General features: G+C 41.4%; 14 protein-coding genes. 1 reads left to right on the top strand and 13 read right to left on the bottom strand.

The window, feature by feature from the left end; genetic code table 11:
- Positions 1 to 5 precede the first annotated feature (5 nt).
- The 7 genes from AC1DUD_RS30030 to AC1DUD_RS30000 form a co-directional block, all read right to left on the bottom strand.
- Entirely contained in the window at positions 6 to 1,124 is a 1,119-nt protein-coding gene (locus AC1DUD_RS30030; protein ID WP_477381456.1) for a tetratricopeptide repeat protein, read from the bottom strand.
- 5 nt (positions 1,125 to 1,129) lie between these two features.
- Positions 1,130 to 3,721, bottom strand: a complete 2,592-nt coding sequence (gene gyrA, locus AC1DUD_RS30025) for a DNA gyrase subunit A (protein WP_477381454.1) — start codon at positions 3,719 to 3,721, stop codon at positions 1,130 to 1,132.
- 161 nt (positions 3,722 to 3,882) lie between these two features.
- A complete protein-coding gene (locus tag AC1DUD_RS30020) occupies positions 3,883 to 4,281 on the bottom strand; it encodes a hypothetical protein (RefSeq protein ID WP_477381452.1) in 399 nt (132 codons plus the stop codon).
- Positions 4,282 to 4,377: 96 nt separating this feature from the next.
- Entirely contained in the window at positions 4,378 to 5,292 is a 915-nt protein-coding gene (gene hemF / locus AC1DUD_RS30015) for an oxygen-dependent coproporphyrinogen oxidase (protein ID WP_477381450.1), read from the bottom strand.
- A 280-nt stretch (positions 5,293 to 5,572) separates the two neighbouring features.
- Complete coding sequence (locus AC1DUD_RS30010; RefSeq protein WP_477381448.1) at positions 5,573 to 6,805, bottom strand: MFS transporter; 1,233 nt, start codon at positions 6,803 to 6,805, stop codon at positions 5,573 to 5,575.
- A 126-nt stretch (positions 6,806 to 6,931) separates the two neighbouring features.
- Positions 6,932 to 7,129 carry a cold-shock protein gene (locus AC1DUD_RS30005; RefSeq protein ID WP_114937866.1) on the bottom strand — a complete coding sequence of 66 codons (198 nt, stop codon included), beginning with the start codon at positions 7,127 to 7,129 and terminating at the stop codon, positions 6,932 to 6,934.
- Positions 7,130 to 7,269: 140 nt separating this feature from the next.
- Positions 7,270 to 7,905 carry a peroxiredoxin gene (locus tag AC1DUD_RS30000; RefSeq protein ID WP_243487725.1) on the bottom strand — a complete coding sequence of 212 codons (636 nt, stop codon included), beginning with the start codon at positions 7,903 to 7,905 and terminating at the stop codon, positions 7,270 to 7,272.
- A gap of 145 nt (positions 7,906 to 8,050) precedes the next feature.
- On the opposite strand from AC1DUD_RS30000, the gene AC1DUD_RS29995 reads away from it, so the two are divergent.
- On the top strand, positions 8,051 to 9,835 hold the full coding sequence (locus AC1DUD_RS29995) for a glycoside hydrolase family 15 protein (RefSeq protein ID WP_477381445.1): 1,785 nt from the start codon (positions 8,051 to 8,053) through the stop codon (positions 9,833 to 9,835).
- A 154-nt stretch (positions 9,836 to 9,989) separates the two neighbouring features.
- Here AC1DUD_RS29995 and AC1DUD_RS29990 read toward each other — a convergent pair whose 3' ends face one another.
- The 6 genes from AC1DUD_RS29990 to AC1DUD_RS29965 all read right to left on the bottom strand — a co-directional run bounded on the left by AC1DUD_RS29990 (position 9,990) and on the right by AC1DUD_RS29965 (position 16,816).
- Positions 9,990 to 10,568, bottom strand: coding sequence for a cupin domain-containing protein (locus AC1DUD_RS29990; RefSeq protein WP_477381442.1), 579 nt, complete (start codon positions 10,566 to 10,568; stop codon positions 9,990 to 9,992).
- A 481-nt stretch (positions 10,569 to 11,049) separates the two neighbouring features.
- Positions 11,050 to 11,901 (bottom strand): N-acyl homoserine lactonase family protein, encoded by an 852-nt coding sequence (locus AC1DUD_RS29985; protein ID WP_477381440.1) that lies wholly within the window; start codon positions 11,899 to 11,901, stop codon positions 11,050 to 11,052.
- A gap of 118 nt (positions 11,902 to 12,019) precedes the next feature.
- The gene (locus tag AC1DUD_RS29980; RefSeq protein WP_477381438.1) at positions 12,020 to 14,227 is read right to left on the bottom strand and encodes a bifunctional alpha,alpha-trehalose-phosphate synthase (UDP-forming)/trehalose-phosphatase; all 2,208 of its coding nucleotides are present in this window, start codon (positions 14,225 to 14,227) and stop codon (positions 12,020 to 12,022) included.
- Between the two features lie 149 nt (positions 14,228 to 14,376).
- The gene (locus AC1DUD_RS29975; protein WP_477381436.1) at positions 14,377 to 14,853 is read right to left on the bottom strand and encodes a hypothetical protein; all 477 of its coding nucleotides are present in this window, start codon (positions 14,851 to 14,853) and stop codon (positions 14,377 to 14,379) included.
- Positions 14,854 to 15,077: 224 nt separating this feature from the next.
- Positions 15,078 to 15,890: an SDR family oxidoreductase gene (locus tag AC1DUD_RS29970; protein WP_477381434.1), complete on the bottom strand. Its 813-nt coding sequence runs from the start codon at positions 15,888 to 15,890 to the stop codon at positions 15,078 to 15,080.
- Between the two features lie 182 nt (positions 15,891 to 16,072).
- A complete protein-coding gene (locus AC1DUD_RS29965; RefSeq protein ID WP_477381432.1) occupies positions 16,073 to 16,816 on the bottom strand; it encodes a menaquinone biosynthetic enzyme MqnA/MqnD family protein in 744 nt (247 codons plus the stop codon).
- Positions 16,817 to 16,820: the final 4 nt, after the last annotated feature.

Genomic DNA, 16,820 nt, shown 5'->3' with positions numbered 1-16,820 from the left:
GATTACTATTGATTGGTTAACTGTTTTAGTTTATTGTTTATTCTGTCTAATTGATCCTGATTATTAGATTTTGCATATGCCAACTGTAACGCTTGCAAGCTATTCACATTATTTGGTGAAATTTCGTTGGCCTTTTCAAGCCATTGTATCGCACGCCCAAGGTCTTGGGTGCTCCTCTCTCCTTTTGTATTTGCACTTTGCTTTAAATATAACAACCCTAAGTTAAGTACAGGATCAAAATACGTTCCGCTTAGTTCAATGGCGTGTAAATAAAGGGATTCAGCCTGATCAAATTTATCTAAATGATCGTAGCAATTTGCAGCAACAAATGCAATATCGGCGTTATTGGCATTAATGTCAAGCAATGGTCCGATTAAAGGCTCTAACGCTTTGTAATTTTTCTTGTTATTGTAAATATTGGCTTCGTCAAGTAGCAAAAACCTGTCATTAGGCAAAATTTTTCTCCCTTTTTGAAGAATCTGCAAAGCTTTGGCCGTATCCCCTAACGACTTATAGATATTTGATGCGGTTTCAATATATTCAGTGCGGGCACTATCAACCTGAAGCATCGTTGAATAATATTTGGCGGCATCCTGTAAGTTACCTGCTTTATTATTTGAGAAAGCAATATAGGTATTGATCTGGTTCATGCCTGGAGCATATCGCTTTGCATTTTCAAATGCCGTTTTAGCGTTTGAAAAATCTGAATTATTTACTGCTTCAAACCCTTTACGGATGTAAACATTTGCCAGGCATCGTTTGGAGTAATCAAGTTCAGACTGATATTTGAAAACTTTGCTCATGCCCGATAGTCTGTCAACCAGCTTAGTTGTTTTGTCAAGCATGTCTGCAGGCATCCCAAGTTTATTTAAAGAATCTATATACAGGATACTTGAGTTTACTATCGCCCTGTACAGGTTCTTTTCAATATCAGCTGTGTCCGACTTGGTAATGATCAAACTATCTGCAGATTTTTTGGCTGCGGCCAAATACTTCAGGTCGTTTTTCTGTTTATAAAATGCCAGGTTATTTACCACAACCTTCAGCGCTTCTTTTTGTGCGAAGGCAAAGGTTGTAGTAAAGCTTGTAATTAAAACCGATAAAATGATCTTGCGGTAGTGCATATTTATTATTCTGTTGTATCGTCAGTTGATGGTTCTGCGTTATCTTCAGCTGTATCACTTTCACCTGTATTTTCGGTGGTAGTTTCAGTGCCTTCTGCATTTTCATCGCCTTCTTTTACTTCTTCATCCTCATCATGCTCAATTTTGGCTACTGACGCAATTTCGTCGTTATTTTTAAGTGTGATAAGCCTTACACCCTGTGTAGCCCTGCCCATTACCCTTAACTCACTTATTGCAATACGGATTATGATACCTGATTTATTGATGATCATCAGGTCTTCCTTATCTGTAACACCTTTTATGGCAACAAGGTTTCCGGTTTTTTCAGTAATATTTAAGGTTTTTACACCTTTACCGCCGCGATTTGTAACACGATAGTCTTCAATATCGGTACGTTTACCATAACCTTTTTCTGATACCACCAAAACAGTTGTTTCAGCATCATCAATAGCTATCATACCAACTACTTCATCATTTTCATCATCAAGGCTAATACCACGAACACCAGTAGCGGTACGTCCCATTGGCCTAACTGTTGATTCATTGAAACGGATAGCACGGCCCGATTTAAGTGCCATTACTATTTCGCTGCTGCCGCTGGTTAAGCTTGCTTCAAGTAACGAGTCGCCTTCATTAATGTTGATGGCATTGATACCATTTGAACGCGGACGAGAGTAAGCCTCAAGTGAGGTTTTCTTAATGGTACCTTTTTTGGTACACATGATAATGAAGTTATTTTCAAGGTAGTTCTGATCTTTAAGCGAGATCAGTTTAATATACGCCTTGATATTCTCTTCTTTCGGAATATTGATGATATTTTGGATGGCACGGCCTTTTGAGGTACGTGTGCCTTCCGGTATTTCAAACACCCTGAGCCAGAAACATTGACCTGATTCGGTAAAGAACAACATGTAGTTGTGATTTGAGGCGATAAGCAGGTGCTCAATGAAATCCGCATCACGGCTGTTGCTGCCGATGGCGCCTTTTCCTCCCCTGCTCTGCCTGCGGTATTCCGTAAGCGGAGTACGTTTGATATAGCCTTCGCGTGATATTGTGATTACAACATCTTCATCCTCAATAAAGTCTTCGGTTTGCATTTCTGCCGATGAGTGAACCATTTCAGTACGGCGCTCATCACCATATTTCTCCTTAATTTCAAGCAATTCATCTTTGATGATCTGCATCCTTAAGCCTTCGTCGTTCAGGATACTTTTTAAATGCTCGATCAGTTTCATTAAAGCGGCGTATTCGTCTTTGATCTTTTCACGTTCAAGACCTGTTAACCTCCTTAAAGTCATATCAAGGATAGCACGGGCCTGGATATCGGATAAACCAAAACTGGTCATCAAGCCCTCTCTTGCTTCGTCTGGTGTTTGTGAAGCGCGGATCAGGCGGATAACTTCATCAAGATGATCTAAAGCGATCAATAAGCCTTCAAGGATGTGTGCACGTTTTTCAGCTTCGTTAAGCTCAAATTTGGTACGGCGTACAACAACTTCATGGCGGTGCTCAACAAAGTGATGGATCAGGTCCTTCAGGTTAAGCAACATCGGGCGGCCATTAACCAATGCGATATTATTTACACTGAACGAAGTTTGAAGGGAGGTATATTTAAACAGGTTATTTAAAACGATAGCTGCGTTCGCATCGCGTTTGATCTCGTAAACAACACGGATACCTTCGCGGCTTGATTCATCACGAATGGCTGAGATACCTTCCAGTTTTTTTTCATTAACCAGTTCGGCGGTACGCTCAATCATTAAAGCTTTATTTACCTGGTAAGGTATTTCGCTAACAATGATGCGTTCACGCTCGCCATTGTGAGTTTCAATTTCGGCACGGGCACGGATCACCACCCGGCCGCGGCCTGTTTCCAGTGCTTCACGAGGGCCATCGTAACCGTAAATGATGCCTCCCGTAGGGAAATCGGGCCCTTTTACATATTTCATTAACTCGGCAACCTCTATCTGGCGGTTATCAATTAATGCCATAGTAGCATCAATAACTTCCGAAAGATTGTGCGGAGCCATATTGGTAGCCATACCTACCGCAATACCTGAAGCTCCGTTAACCAGCAGGTTAGGGAATTTAGATGGCAATACAGTCGGCTCTTGTAGCGAGTCGTCAAAGTTTAATTGATAATCAATGGTATCTTTGTTGATATCGGCAAGCATCTCTTCGGCAAGCTTTTGCAAGCGTGCTTCTGTATAACGCATCGCAGCCGGTTCGTCACCATCAACAGAACCATAGTTACCCTGGCCTTCAACCAGTAGGTAGCGTAAGCTCCATTCCTGGGCCATACGTACCATGGTATCATATACCGATTTATCACCGTGCGGGTGATACTTACCCATTACCTCACCCACAATACGGGCAGATTTTTTGTAGGGCTTGTTGTTTGTTAAACCCAGGTCAAGCATGCCGTAAAGCACGCGCCTGTGTACGGGTTTCAGTCCATCGCGGACATCGGGCAGCGCCCTGGAAACAATCACCGACATTGAATAGTCAATGTACGCCGATCGCATTTCCTCATCAATATTTATCGAAATTATCCTGTCTTCTGCGTGTGAATTATCGTTTTCTGTTCCTTCAGCCATTTTAAATTATTTGTAGAACCTTCTCTTATAATTGCGTGTTAAAATTGATTTTTCAACGACCTGCGAAGTTAAAAAAATACTTGGGATTGCGCCAATTTAGTAACAATAAACCGCGGCGTATGTTGCCATAGGTACAACAATTTTGTTACTTTAATCAGGGCTTATTTAACCTTTACCCAGTAATCTTCAACCTTATTGCCATTAGGTAAAACCGAAAGCAGTTTTAGTGTATCGTTACTGATTGTGTAGTTGTATTTTATGGTTTTATTAAGCAGTTTCGACTCCTGCATACAATAGGTTTGGGTTTCAAAGCAGGTATCCTCTTTTAACTGGTAATCGCCTTTTTCATATACAACGGTTTTCTCCCCCTCCTCTATTACTCTGGCTTTATAATGCTCATTGTCGTAATCCCGTTGTAGTTTATAAGCTGTGGGAGCTGCATCAAGCTTGCCATTGATTATACCGCCGCGATACTCCCAGTTTCCTTTCAGCGGACTATCGTCAAAGCGGAAAGCACATAACAGTAAAATACCGACAACCGGTATGATAGATTTTTTCATTGGTGATATTATTAGCTAAAAGCCCAAAGCCTAATGCTGAACGCTTTTTCTCCGGGCTTTGCTTTTAGCTTTCAGTATTCTGCTTTCAGCTTAACCTTACGCCCAGTTTATGCCTTTTTTTAGTAAAGATAATGTTTTTTCTTCTTCGCTGCCGGCTACGGGATGATAGTCATAAACCCACTTGGCCGTAGGCGGCAGGCTCATTAGTATCGACTCAATGCGGCCATTAGTCTCCAGTCCGAATTTGGTGCCGGCGTCATAAACCAGGTTAAATTCGGCGTAGCGGCTGCGACGCTGGTATTGAAACAATTGCTGCGCTTCTGTAAATGATTTATCACGGTTGCGATTTACCAATTCGGTATATAGTGGTGCAAATGAGCGGCCAACAGATTTTGAAAACTCAAAAATATCTTCCCAGCTCAGCTCATCATTGGCGGTGAGCCTGTCGTAAAATATGCCGCCTATGCCCCTGGTTTCGTTACGGTGTTTGATATAGAAGTAATCATCAGCCCATTTTTTAAAACGCGGGTAAAAATCGGCATAATATTGATCGCAGGCAGCTTTTAGGCCACCATGGAAAAAACGGGCATCATCTTCAATTACATAATGAGGTGTTAAATCGATGCCACCGCCAAACCACCGAACCGGTTTCTGACTATCTCCCATGGTCGACGGCATTTCAAAGTAACGGATATTCATGTGTATGATGGGCACCAGCGGGTGGTTGGGGTGGATTACAATGGATACGCCGGTAGCGAAAAAATCATCCTGCTCAACTTGTAGCGCCCGCTTCATGGTATCGGGCAAATGACCGTGAACTGCCGAGAAATTAACTCCGCCTTTTTCAAGAATGTTGCCGTTCTGGATAACCCGGGTACGGCCTCCGCCTCCACCCTCGCGCTCCCAAAGCTCCTCCTCAAATTTTGCTGCGCCATCTAACTGTTCAAGCGCTGCGCAGATCTCATCCTGTATTTGCTTATAATCTTCGGCTATTTGTTCTTTGCTGATCATAGGCCGTAAAAGTAGTGAATTTTGAAGATTGCCGGGGATGCCTTTTGAAAAGCAGAAAAGGGGGATTAATGTGCCTATTATATCGAACCGATAATAGAAAATTTAAAGTGTTCAACTTTTAAAGTGTGAACACATGAAAAAAAACAAATGATTGATAGTCAATTAATTAAGTGTTTATTTTTTTAAATGGCAAAATTCAAATCGCTGATTATTAGTAACTTGCATATTTGCATCCTGCTACATTGAACACCCCTTTTTCAAAAGTTGAACACCTGACTTTTTAGCTTATTTCCACATAATTCAGGTCCTTGCCAAAAGTTTCTTTTAGCTGACTTAAGGATAATAATGCAACTGCCGTTAGTATACCCATCATGATATATCCTGATTTGATATACCCGTATTTAGCATTGAACGCGTTGAACGCCAATGTTATCGGAATCAACGAACCGCGTACAAAATTAGGCACTGTGGTAGTAACCGTCGAGCGGATATTAGTACCGAATTGCTCAGATGCTATCGTAACAAAAGTTGCCCAGTAACCCACAGTACATCCCATAAAGAAGCTTAGTACGGCAAAGCGTTCAGGCGTGATACCATTATCACTCAGGTAAAAATGCACACTCACCAATGAAAGTATTAAAAATACAGCCATGGTCAATTTTCGTGATTTGGTAACCTGGGCCAGCAAGCCTGCCACAATATCGCCGATAGCGATACCAATGTAGCTGTAAAAAATACCATCGCCGGGTTTGATCAGGGTTTTAGCCCCTAAAGCGGCGCCAAACTTATCTGAAAAGCTGATCAATACACCCACCACATACCAAAGCGGCGCGCCTATCAGGATACAAAACAGGTATTTTTTTAAGCGTTCCCAGTTAGTAAACAGCATGAACATGTTGCCTTTGGATACGTCGCTTTTCTCTACATTTTTAAACATGCCCGATTCAAAAGTGCCAATGCGCAGCAACAGCAATAATATACCTAAGCCACCACCAACAAAATAAGCATTACGCCAGCCAAATTTAGCTACTGCATAAGCGGCTGTGGCGCCAAATAAACCGATAACAGCAACAATCATGGTCCCGTAGCCGCGGTTCTCTTTACTTAAAGTTTCGCTAACCAAAGTAATACCTGCACCAAGCTCACCTGCCAATCCGAGGCCTGCAATAAACCGCACAAGGGCATAAGTATTTACATCATGAACAAGGCCATTGGCAAAATTGGCAATGGAGTAAAGCAATATCGACCCAAAAAGTACTTTAATGCGGCCAAGCTTATCGCCCATAATGCCCCAAATGATCCCGCCAAGCAGTAATCCAAACATTTGAATACTGATAATGAACTGCCCTTTATCAGTTATTTCCTGGGCAGTTAAGCCAATATCTTTAAGGCTGGGGATCCGTACTATCGAAAAAACCAAAAGATCATATATATCAACAAAATAGCCCAGGGAAGCAACAATTACTAAGAAAATAGCATTCCTGGTAACTTTGGCATTGGTAGCATCGGTCATAAAGTATAAAAATTGGTTGGCTAATGTAGGGGATTTATGCAGATAAAAGCAAAAAAATCGGCACAAAAAAACCCCTGTTGATACAGAGGTTCTGTGAGTAAATTTTGTTCAATAACTTTATATATTTTATACCTTTTTCACGTTAACTGCCTGTAATCCTTTTCTGCCATCTTCAACATCGTACGTAACGCTGTCGTTATCTTTTATAGCATTTACACCGCCTTGCACGTCCTTAAAGTGTACAAAAAGATCCTTACCTTCTTCGGTAATAATAAAGCCATAACCTTTCTGTGTGTTAAACCATTTTACTTTTCCAGTTTTCATAATTATAATAATCGTAATAAAAAATTCGTGTTAAGATCAACTAAAACCAAACTGAAAACAAAATAGGTTTATATTGGTTCAGAAGGAATAGATATCCAGCTTCCCTCAAATATATAAAATTATTAATAAACCAAATAAAATTATTTATTTGGTTGTGGTGTCAGCCGCAAATAGGGCTTAACTGCTGTAAAACCCTTTGGAAATTTGGCTGGGATGTCTTCTGTTTTGATTGCAGGCACTACTACAACGTCCTCCCCTTCCTTCCAGTCGGCAGGTGTAGCAACACTGTAATTGGCGGTTAACTGCAATGAGTCAATAACCCTTAAAATTTCCTGGAAATTACGACCGGTTGACGCAGGATAAGTGATGATCAGTTTAACTGCTTTATCAGGGCCTATAATGAACAATGAGCGCACAGTTGCATTCACTGAAGCATTTGGATGGATCATATCATAAGCTTCAGAAATTTTGCGGTCTTCATCAGCAATAATCGGGAAGTTAACTTCAACACCCTGAGTTTCATTAATGTCCTGGATCCAGCCGTGGTGTGATTCTACCGAATCAACGCTAAGTGCCAGTACTTTAACATTGCGTTTGGTAAATTCATCTTTTAAAGCAGCTGTTTTGCCAAGCTCGGTAGTGCAAACTGGTGTGTAATCGCCAGGGTGTGAGAATAGTACGCCCCAGCTATCGCCTAAATATTCATAAAAGTCAATTTCGCCTGCTGATGTTTTTGCTTGGAAGTTCGGCGCTTTATCGCCCAGTCTTAAACTCATGATGATAGATTTTTGATTGTGATTTAATACGACTAAGTTACTATACATTGCCCGACAAATGCAAACAAACTTTAAATAATCATATTATTTACGCCAACATTACAAAGACTGTGTTGTTGAAGTTTGAAATCAATAACAGCTATCTATGAGCAAACACACGTATGATACCGGGATAATTGGCAATTGCGCCTTTTTGGCGCATATTAATAAAAATACTAATGTCGACTGGCTTTGCTGGCCGAGGTTTGACAGCACTTTTATTTTCGGGGGAATGCTTGATAACGAAAAAGGCGGTGAGTTTTCTATCCGCCCGGAGGGTGAATACACTTCAGAACAACATTACCAGGAAAATACCAATATTTTAATTACTGAAATAAGCCCTGCCAGTGGTGGTAAATATCGCATAACAGATTTTGCACCAAGGTTTTATCAGCACCAACGATACTATAAACCATTGATGCTGATCAGGAAAATTGAGGCCATTGAAGGTTCGCCGAGGATCATTGTTAAATGCGAACCGGTGTCTGAATATGGCGCTGTTAAATTAAGTGTAAATCGCGGCAGTAATCATATCCAGTACCAGGGCGGGGAAGAAAGCATTCGCCTTACCACCAATATTCCGATAAGCTACATTTTTGACGAACAGCCATTTGTACTCAATGAAACCAAATATCTGGCCATGACCTATGGTGAGCCGCTTGAAGCCCCTCTCATTAGTACATCTGATCGTTTTTTGGCCGAAACCGCGCAATACTGGCGTACCTGGATCAAACACTCATCAATTGCTACTTATTTTCAGCCTTTTGTAATCCGATCCGCTTTAGCCCTTAAAATACACCAGTATGAAGATACCGGCGCCATTATAGCCGCAAGTACCACGAGCCTGCCTGAATCGCCGGGAAGCGGCCGTAACTGGGATTATCGCTATTGCTGGCTGCGCGATACGCATTATGTAATAACCGCACTTAACCACATCGGCCATTTTGAAGAAATGGAAAAGTATTTTGGTTATGTTACTGATATTACATTCTCCGAAATGGAGCGCTACCAGCCGCTTTACGGCATTACCGGTAAAAAGGATTTGGTAGAGACTATATTAACCGATTTAAAGGGCTACATGGGTAATCAGCCGGTACGCGTTGGTAACCAGGCATCAGAGCATATTCAGAATGACATTTACGGCCAGGTACTAATCTCCCTGCTCCCATTGTATACCGATCATCGATTTGTTTTTTCGGAACGCAAAGACTCTGTTCACTGGATAGAGTTTTTATTGAGCAAGATTGAACATACAATCGATGAAAAAGATGCTGGTATCTGGGAGTTCAGGAATATGGCCAATATCCATTGTTACAGCAACTTGTTTCAATGGGCAGGCGCCTCAGCTGCCGAAAAAATGGCGCGCACCATCCAAAACCAGGAGCTGATTGATAAGGCCATTTCACTTAAAGAACGCGCGGCCGCGCATATTGAAAGTTGTTATGACCCGGTACGCAAGGTTTACACCAATTCGGCCGGGAGTAGTAACCTTGATGCCAGTACTTTGCAGCTCATTATGATGAACTATCTTGATCCAAATTCAGAAAGGGCCAGGGATCATTTAGCTGCACTTGAAAAAGAGTTAAGAACGCCCAATGGATTATTTTACAGGTATTTATATGCCGATGATTTTGGTAAACCCAAAACCACTTTCCTGATCTGCGCCTTTTGGTATGTAGAAGCACTGGCAACTGTTGGCCGGTTGGATGATGCCCAGCGTGAGTTTGGAAACCTGTTGCAATATTCAAACCATCTGTTGCTGTTTAGCGAAGATGTTGATGAGGAAGATGGCAGTCAATGGGGCAATTTCCCGCAGGCTTACAGCCATGTGGGGTTAATGAATGCCGCATATCGGATTGCCATGAAATTGGATAGGCCGATATTTTTATAAGATGACAGTGAGGACACGGGCACGGGGAATAACAATAATATTCCCCATCCGTATCCTCATAAATCGCTACACGGCTGTCTGACTATAGCAAACTTCATATTCTTTGTCGCCTCGTCATTTTGACAAACTGAATGCTGTGCATTCAATCCAAACTTTACCATTTAGAATAAGTAAGTGGCGGCCCTACTCTTTTTATCCCATACTCATGAAAGAATTTTTCCTTTTCTTCGTCTGTCGTTAGATTCCTGGTAGCACCCTCGCTGATTTTTTTGAACATTTCTTCCATTTTACCAGCTGGCTGAAAAAACATCAATAGCCTGGCTTCTCCCTGGCCAACTTTTGCGAACGCGTGAGGAACATTCCTTGGGCCAAAAACCGAGTCACCTGATTTCGCAGTAAAGGTTTCTTCACCAACTTTAAATAAAAACTCTCCTTTGAGTATATACCAAAATTCATCCTGTTCGTAATGTACATGAAATGAAGGCCCACCTTCTTTTACCCTTGTTGACTCAAATACATATACATCACCATCGGTGTCAGCCGTAGATACCTTTGTGTAAAAAGTATCTCCTTCAAATAAAGTAATAGGTTTACCTGAGCGGTCTTTTCCGGCGTCAACCTTCAAGCCCTTATCAACTCTTTTCTTACCAAAGGATGCGGCCATGACAGCAAAAGGCATTGAGAGAAAAGAGCCAGCTGCTAAACAAGATTTCAGAAAGTGATTACGGTTCATAAAATTTGTTTTAGTATAAATGAATAACTAAAGAAGAAGTGCTTTCAGTTTTATGCTGCTGACAAAAATTAAGGTTTTCCAATATAAAGTCGTTATGACGCCGCTTGGTAAAAGACCTTTATCTAATCCACTGCGTTAACGTAACAAATTAAAGTTCATTGATTTAGGTAACGCGAAACATGAAATAAATGTAAACATTTTGCGCCGTTGTTGGTGTTGTCACCAGAAACTTGTTCAATAATTACCTTAACAAATACACCAGGAAAATTTGAGCACAGAATTGTTGGCTACAACACCAACAACGACGGGAGGCTTACAATCATGTGAGGTTAATGAATGTGGCCTACAGGATTGCTATGAAATTGACGGGCCGATATTTTTGTAGGATTTGCTCCTTTGGCATAAATTAATGGCGGATAAGACTTACGAAGCTTTTAAAACTTCGTAAGTCTGGATTAAGTAATTCCTCTTCAAATAAGTGTCACCTTATCTCAACCACGCCGTCTGCAACCTTCGGAAAGATCTCTAACTGCCTGCCATCATGTCCAGGGATGATAAACTTAACATCCCTGGCAAGCATTTTCATACGCCTCATAGCCTTGACATAACCGGCCGGGTCAAGCGTGCCACCTTGTGAAGGCGGCACCAGATGCTGAAGGCTGTAATAGGTCCAGATGTTATCAGATGCTATTACCACCCTGTTTTTTCCGGCTTGCACCAACACATATTGCGAATTAAAGGTATGCTTTGAACCGGTATAAACTTTTATGCCTTTAATAATCTCTTTATCATCACCATCAACCAATTTAAGCCTGCCAGCCAAATTTAAATTTACCATATTAATAACATCCCGTTTAGCGTAGCCGCCAGCCTCACCAGGCTTTTGCCAGGCTGATCCTACAAAAAACTCATAATCCAGCTTTTGCATCCAAACTTTTGCTTTCGGGAAAAGACTTAAGCCATCGATATGATCCCAATGCGGGTGACTTACAATAATATCGGTTATATCACCGGGCTTTACACCAAGCTTTAAAAGCGCCGAATCCGGGCGTTGATAGCTTTTTAACTTAAATTCCTTAGCATCTTCACTATCACCTAAAAATCCTGCGTCAACCAATATATTTTTGCCATTTTCACCTTTAATGAACCATACCATAAAGTCAATTTTTACCGGCACATTCTTAGGGCCGTTCAGCGCCCAATCGCCGACTTTGAAGGGGTAGCCAGATTCGGCAAATTTTACTGAGTAAACTTTATAGGTCGGATTTTTTTGAGCGTGAACTACTAAACTGGTTAAGGTTAAGTAAATAATAAGCAGGTTGATTCTTTTCATAATTGAATTGCAGAATAAGTGCTCCCGAATATAAAAAATGCCCATGGCTAAACCACGGGCACAATTAATTATTTAATGATTTACATTTCAGCTAAAAAGCTGCAACCGCTACTTCCTCCTATTTGTCTACAATTTCTTCTACCGGTGTATACTTCGCAAAACTGGTAAGCAACTTCCTTACTTCGCCGGGATTCCGTAAGTAAAATTTAGCTGCAGAAAGATTGCTGCCGACTTTAATGGTTATAGCACTTTCGGGCAGGGCCTTAAATATATCCTCGTCGGTGTAATCGTCGCCAAAAGCTATTACAAAATCATAGTCACGGCCTTCAGTAAGTGTTAAAGCAGCTTTACCTTTATTAATATCCATATTCTTCACTTCCAGTACCTTATCCCCTGGCAACAGTTGTAACCCTTTATCGCTGGCAAGATACTTTAAGTTGTTCATGAGCTCATTGGCCCTTAATTCGCCCAAGCCAGCCTGGGCCTTACGGTAATGCCAAACCAATGAGTATGTTTTTTCTTCAATGAATGAACCAGGGGTACGGTCCACATAAGTTTCCAATATTGGGTAAATATCATGTTTCCACTGGTCACTGAGCCCGCCAATTTTATGCCATGAAGTGCCCGGTTGCTTAAACCATGAACCGTGTTCGGCAATGAGATAGATATCGTTGTTTTTAAACCAATCATCGAGGTTTTCGTGCTTGCGGCCGCTAATCAAAACCAGTTGATTTGCAGGATCTTCGGCAAGTTTATTAATGATGTTATATAATTCCTTATCGGGACTGGCCTGATCGATGTTTGATTTAAAATTTACCAATGTGCCATCATAATCCAAAAAGATGATCCGCTTTTTGGTTTTGATATAGCGGTTAATGATGCTTTGCTCGGTAGTGTTGCTTACGTGCCTGGCCTGCAGGGAGCGCTGCATCAGTTTTACTTCTTTCAGCCTGTCCATGAAAATTTTAACCCAGTGCGATGTGTTGAATTTCGCGACAAGCTGTCTCATCGGGATCATGCGCCTGCGTTGTTCCTCAAGCGGCATATTGATGGCCTGTGAAATGGCTCGGCAAACTTCGCCAGTATTATTAGGGTTCACAATAATGGCATCTATAAGCTCTTTAGATGAGCCTGCCATCTCACTCATAATCAACACGCCATCGTTGTTTATTCTGCTGGCAACATACTCTTTACTTACCAGGTTCATACCATCGCGCATTGGTGTAACCAGGCAAACATCGGCCGAATAATACAGCGCCGAAAGTGTTTCGATTGGGAAAGACCGGTAATAATAATGGATCGGGCTCCAGTCCATAGTACGGTACAATGCGTTGATCTTACCTACTTTTTTATCTATTTCATCACGAAGATGAGCATATTGTGGTACTGTATCCCGTGACGGAACCACGATCATATAAAGCGTGATATGCTCAATACATTCGGGGCATTGCTCAAGCAGGAGTTCAAAGGCTTCAAGCCTTTGCAGAATCCCCTTGCTATAATCGAGCCTGTCTATAGAAAGGATGAGTTTTTTGTTTTGAAAATTCTCTTTAATTAAGCCGATCTGCTCCTTTACTTCATCTTGCAGCGGTAATGACGAATATCTTTTTTCATCAATTCCCATCGGGAAGGATTCAATTACAACAGAACGCTCCCCGTTGCTTATGATGTTAGCACTGGATGATACAGGGAGCAATCGTGTTGCTGCTCCCAAAAAGTGGCGTACATCATCAAAGGTATGGAAGCCAATCAGATCAGCACCAAGCATCCCTTCCAGCAGTTCCGAACGCCATGGAATCAGCCTGAACATTTCATTTGACGGGAAAGGAATATGCAGGAAAAATCCAATGGAAACATCCGGCAACTCCTGTCTAATCAATTGAGGCAGCAATAGCAGCTGGTAGTCATGGATCCAGATCACATCACCAGGTTCGGCAATGCTCAGGATGATATCCCTGAATTTTTTATTTACTGCTTTATAATAATCCCAGTTTGATTGTTTATACGCTGCATAGGTTGAAGCGTAGTAATGAAAAACCGGCCATAAAACTTCGTTGCTAAAACCTTCGTAATATTGGTTGATCTCTTCCTGATCTAAAAAAACGGGGATCAGGCTCAGATCTTTTAATTCATTTGTTATATGGTCTTTATCTTCCTGCTCAGCTATTTCTACCCCGGGCCACCCTATCCACACATTATCGCCCTGTTTATATATTGAACCTAAACCGGTTGCTAAGCCTCCCTCGCTTGGTGATGAGTGATAAGCACCATCAGTTTTGGAAATTTTAACAGGTAAGCGGTTTGATACAATTATTGTTTTCGACATACTAATAAATATTAATTAATATTTAAAAGCTAAAAACAGCGTTTTTGTTTTATGAAATGGCGTTTTTTTGCTATAAGAGCGTGATTTTTAGCCATAAAAAAAGCCGTTCCGATATTCGGGACGGCTTTCCATTGTTATAATTTTCGGAATTATTTCACTTGTTGGAAAAACTCGATGTTAGCTTGTTGAGTGATCCTTACTAAAACTTCGTGTTTGTCGTTTTTCAAGTCAACAAAGTATGAAGTTGGCTCGATAGCGTCATTGATTGAAGTGTTAGCCTGGTAAACGATAACTTCGCCTACTTCGTAACCTTTGTATTCGTTGCTGATTTGTTTAAGGGCTTTCGCAGGGATAGCTTTGTTGTCAACACGTTGAGTTACACCTAAAAATTCACCTTGCAAGTTGTAGAAAGCAGTTTTTTGAACGCCATCAACAGTGAAAGCAGCTTTTTGAACGTTTTTAGTTACAGTCCAGTTAACGTTAGTAGCTTCAGCGAAATCAGCAGTAAAGCCGTGTAAAGCAATGTAAGAAACGTTAGTGCCACCGTCAGATTTTTTGCCACCATCGGCGAAAGCGTTAACGGTAAATAATGCTGCGGTTGCTATTGTTAAAAATATCTTTTTCATGTTCGTTTAAATTTTAAATCCATAACAAAAGTAAGGTATACTTAGTAATATGTCAAATTTTACGAAACTTTTATGAATATTTAATAATTATAGCCTTTTGTAGCCTCAAAATTTAAATTTTGTTAATGACCTTAGTGTATATTTTACAATATCTAAAAGAAAAAACGCCAATTAATGGCGTTTTTCCTTTGCTAAACCGATTTATGTTGTCATGAAAATGTCATTTAGCCATTATCAGCGAAGCCCGGATATAAAGTCATGCCCCCATCTGCAAAAATTGTAACCCCGGTAATATAATCCGACTGGTCTGAGGCTAGCCAAACCGCCAGATTACCGATATCATCAGGCTGCCCTATCCGGTTGTAAGGAATGAGCGTCAATAGTTTATCCAGCGCTTCGGGGGTATCCCAGGCTTCTTTATTAATAGGTGTTTGTACAGCACCTGGCCCTATTCCGTTTACCCTAATTTTATGTGGGGCAAGTTCCTGGGCTATGCTTTTCATAAACATCATGATGCCGCCTTTGCTGGCCGCATAGTTAACATGGCCTGCCCATGGAATTACTTCATGCACACTGCTCATGCAAATGATCTTGCCTGCGGCCTTGCTTCTTTCTTCAACAACTCCCCTTTTTATAAATTCTTTAGCGGCTTCCCTGGCGCAAAGAAACTGGCCGGTAAGGTTAATGCTGATCACTTTGTTCCAGTCGTCAAGTGTCATATCAACAAATTTGGAGTCTTTTTGCAGCCCTGCGTTATTTACCAAAATATCAACGGTACCATATTGCTTAAATATTTCGGCAAACATGGCTTTTACCTCATCCTCGTGGCTCACATCTGCCTGGAATGCAAATGCTTCACCGCCCGATGCCCTGATCTGGCTTACAACATCGTCGGCAGCAGTTTTATTATGGGCATAGTTAATAAGCAGTTTGGCTCCGGCAGCGGCCATTGCCAATGCTACGCCTTTGCCAATGCCGCTATCGGCACCGGTTATTAATGCCGCTTGTCCTTTTAATAGTTGGTGGTTATTGCTCATAGATAAACGTTTTTGTGTTTAAGATAAGCAATTGAATTGAGAGGGGAATTGTTTTGTCTGAACGGGGATTTCTCTTCTCCCCTCATTGCGAGGCAGGAGGCAATCGCCTATACAGGGCGAACCTGTTAATTGGGGATTACTTTGTACCTCGCAATAACGCTTTTGAAGAAGCAGACGAAAGTTTACAACGCCTTTATATAATCATGAAACATATACAAGGCCTTCTTCTTATCCGCTGTTAAGTCATAATCTATCTTCACCATTAAATAATCAATCAGGTCAAAATCATCACGCATGGTTAATTCCTTGAACAGATCTTCGCGGTGGTCAAGGCCATATTTTAACGACTCATTAAACTCGTCCATAAAGTCCTGCGGGATAGGTTTGTTGGCAATCCAGGCAGCAAAGGTGAACGGCAGACCTGTCATCTTTTGCCATTCTTCGGCAAGATCGTAAACGTATTTATATTGTTGCTTTTTGCCAAAAGTGCGGTCGCCTATTTGTACAAAGGCGGTATGTTCATCTGTTGATTGGGCGTAATCTGGCGCATTGGTCACCTGATCCGGGTTCACCTGCCAATGATTTTTAAGGAGTACACGGGCCAGGTTATTAGATGAGCGCGACTGTGGATCCAACTGGATAGTGGTTACATCCTTGATATCGCAATTGCTAAAAATGAAAACTGAATTAACGGCTCCGATAGCGCCGATGCAGTAATCAGAAACAATTTCCCATTGCGGCAAGCTTAGCGCAGCTGCAACCGGGATGAGGCCGATATCAACCACATCGTCAATGAGCTTTTGGGCGCAATCTGCCGGGATATCAAGGCTCAGGTCTATTTTATTAATGATGTCGGTATGCTGGATGCCGTATAAAAAGGGTTTGGTGTTAGTGTAGCTTACTGCTGATATTCTGATCTTGTTCACAAAT

The sequence above is a fragment of the Mucilaginibacter sp. P4_A11 genome, from assembly GCF_056402535.1.
The sequence above is the reverse complement of the archived record's forward strand: the minus strand, read 5'-3'. Positions and strand labels throughout refer to the sequence as shown.

Bases quoted from the DNA above. Each gene is read 5' to 3' on its own strand.
- AC1DUD_RS30030 (WP_477381456.1), bottom strand. From the start codon at position 1,124: ATGCACTACCGCAAGATCATTTTATCGGTTTTAATTACAAGCTTTACT.
- gyrA (WP_477381454.1), bottom strand. From the start codon at position 3,721: ATGGCTGAAGGAACAGAAAACGATAATTCACACGCAGAAGACAGGATA.
- AC1DUD_RS30020 (WP_477381452.1), bottom strand. From the start codon at position 4,281: ATGAAAAAATCTATCATACCGGTTGTCGGTATTTTACTGTTATGTGCT.
- hemF (WP_477381450.1), bottom strand. From the start codon at position 5,292: ATGATCAGCAAAGAACAAATAGCCGAAGATTATAAGCAAATACAGGAT.
- AC1DUD_RS30010 (WP_477381448.1), bottom strand. From the start codon at position 6,805: ATGACCGATGCTACCAATGCCAAAGTTACCAGGAATGCTATTTTCTTA.
- AC1DUD_RS30005 (WP_114937866.1), bottom strand. From the start codon at position 7,129: ATGAAAACTGGAAAAGTAAAATGGTTTAACACACAGAAAGGTTATGGC.
- AC1DUD_RS30000 (WP_243487725.1), bottom strand. From the start codon at position 7,905: ATGAGTTTAAGACTGGGCGATAAAGCGCCGAACTTCCAAGCAAAAACA.
- AC1DUD_RS29995 (WP_477381445.1), top strand. From the start codon at position 8,051: ATGAGCAAACACACGTATGATACCGGGATAATTGGCAATTGCGCCTTT.
- AC1DUD_RS29990 (WP_477381442.1), bottom strand. From the start codon at position 10,568: ATGAACCGTAATCACTTTCTGAAATCTTGTTTAGCAGCTGGCTCTTTT.
- AC1DUD_RS29985 (WP_477381440.1), bottom strand. From the start codon at position 11,901: ATGAAAAGAATCAACCTGCTTATTATTTACTTAACCTTAACCAGTTTA.
- AC1DUD_RS29980 (WP_477381438.1), bottom strand. From the start codon at position 14,227: ATGTCGAAAACAATAATTGTATCAAACCGCTTACCTGTTAAAATTTCC.
- AC1DUD_RS29975 (WP_477381436.1), bottom strand. From the start codon at position 14,853: ATGAAAAAGATATTTTTAACAATAGCAACCGCAGCATTATTTACCGTT.
- AC1DUD_RS29970 (WP_477381434.1), bottom strand. From the start codon at position 15,890: ATGAGCAATAACCACCAACTATTAAAAGGACAAGCGGCATTAATAACC.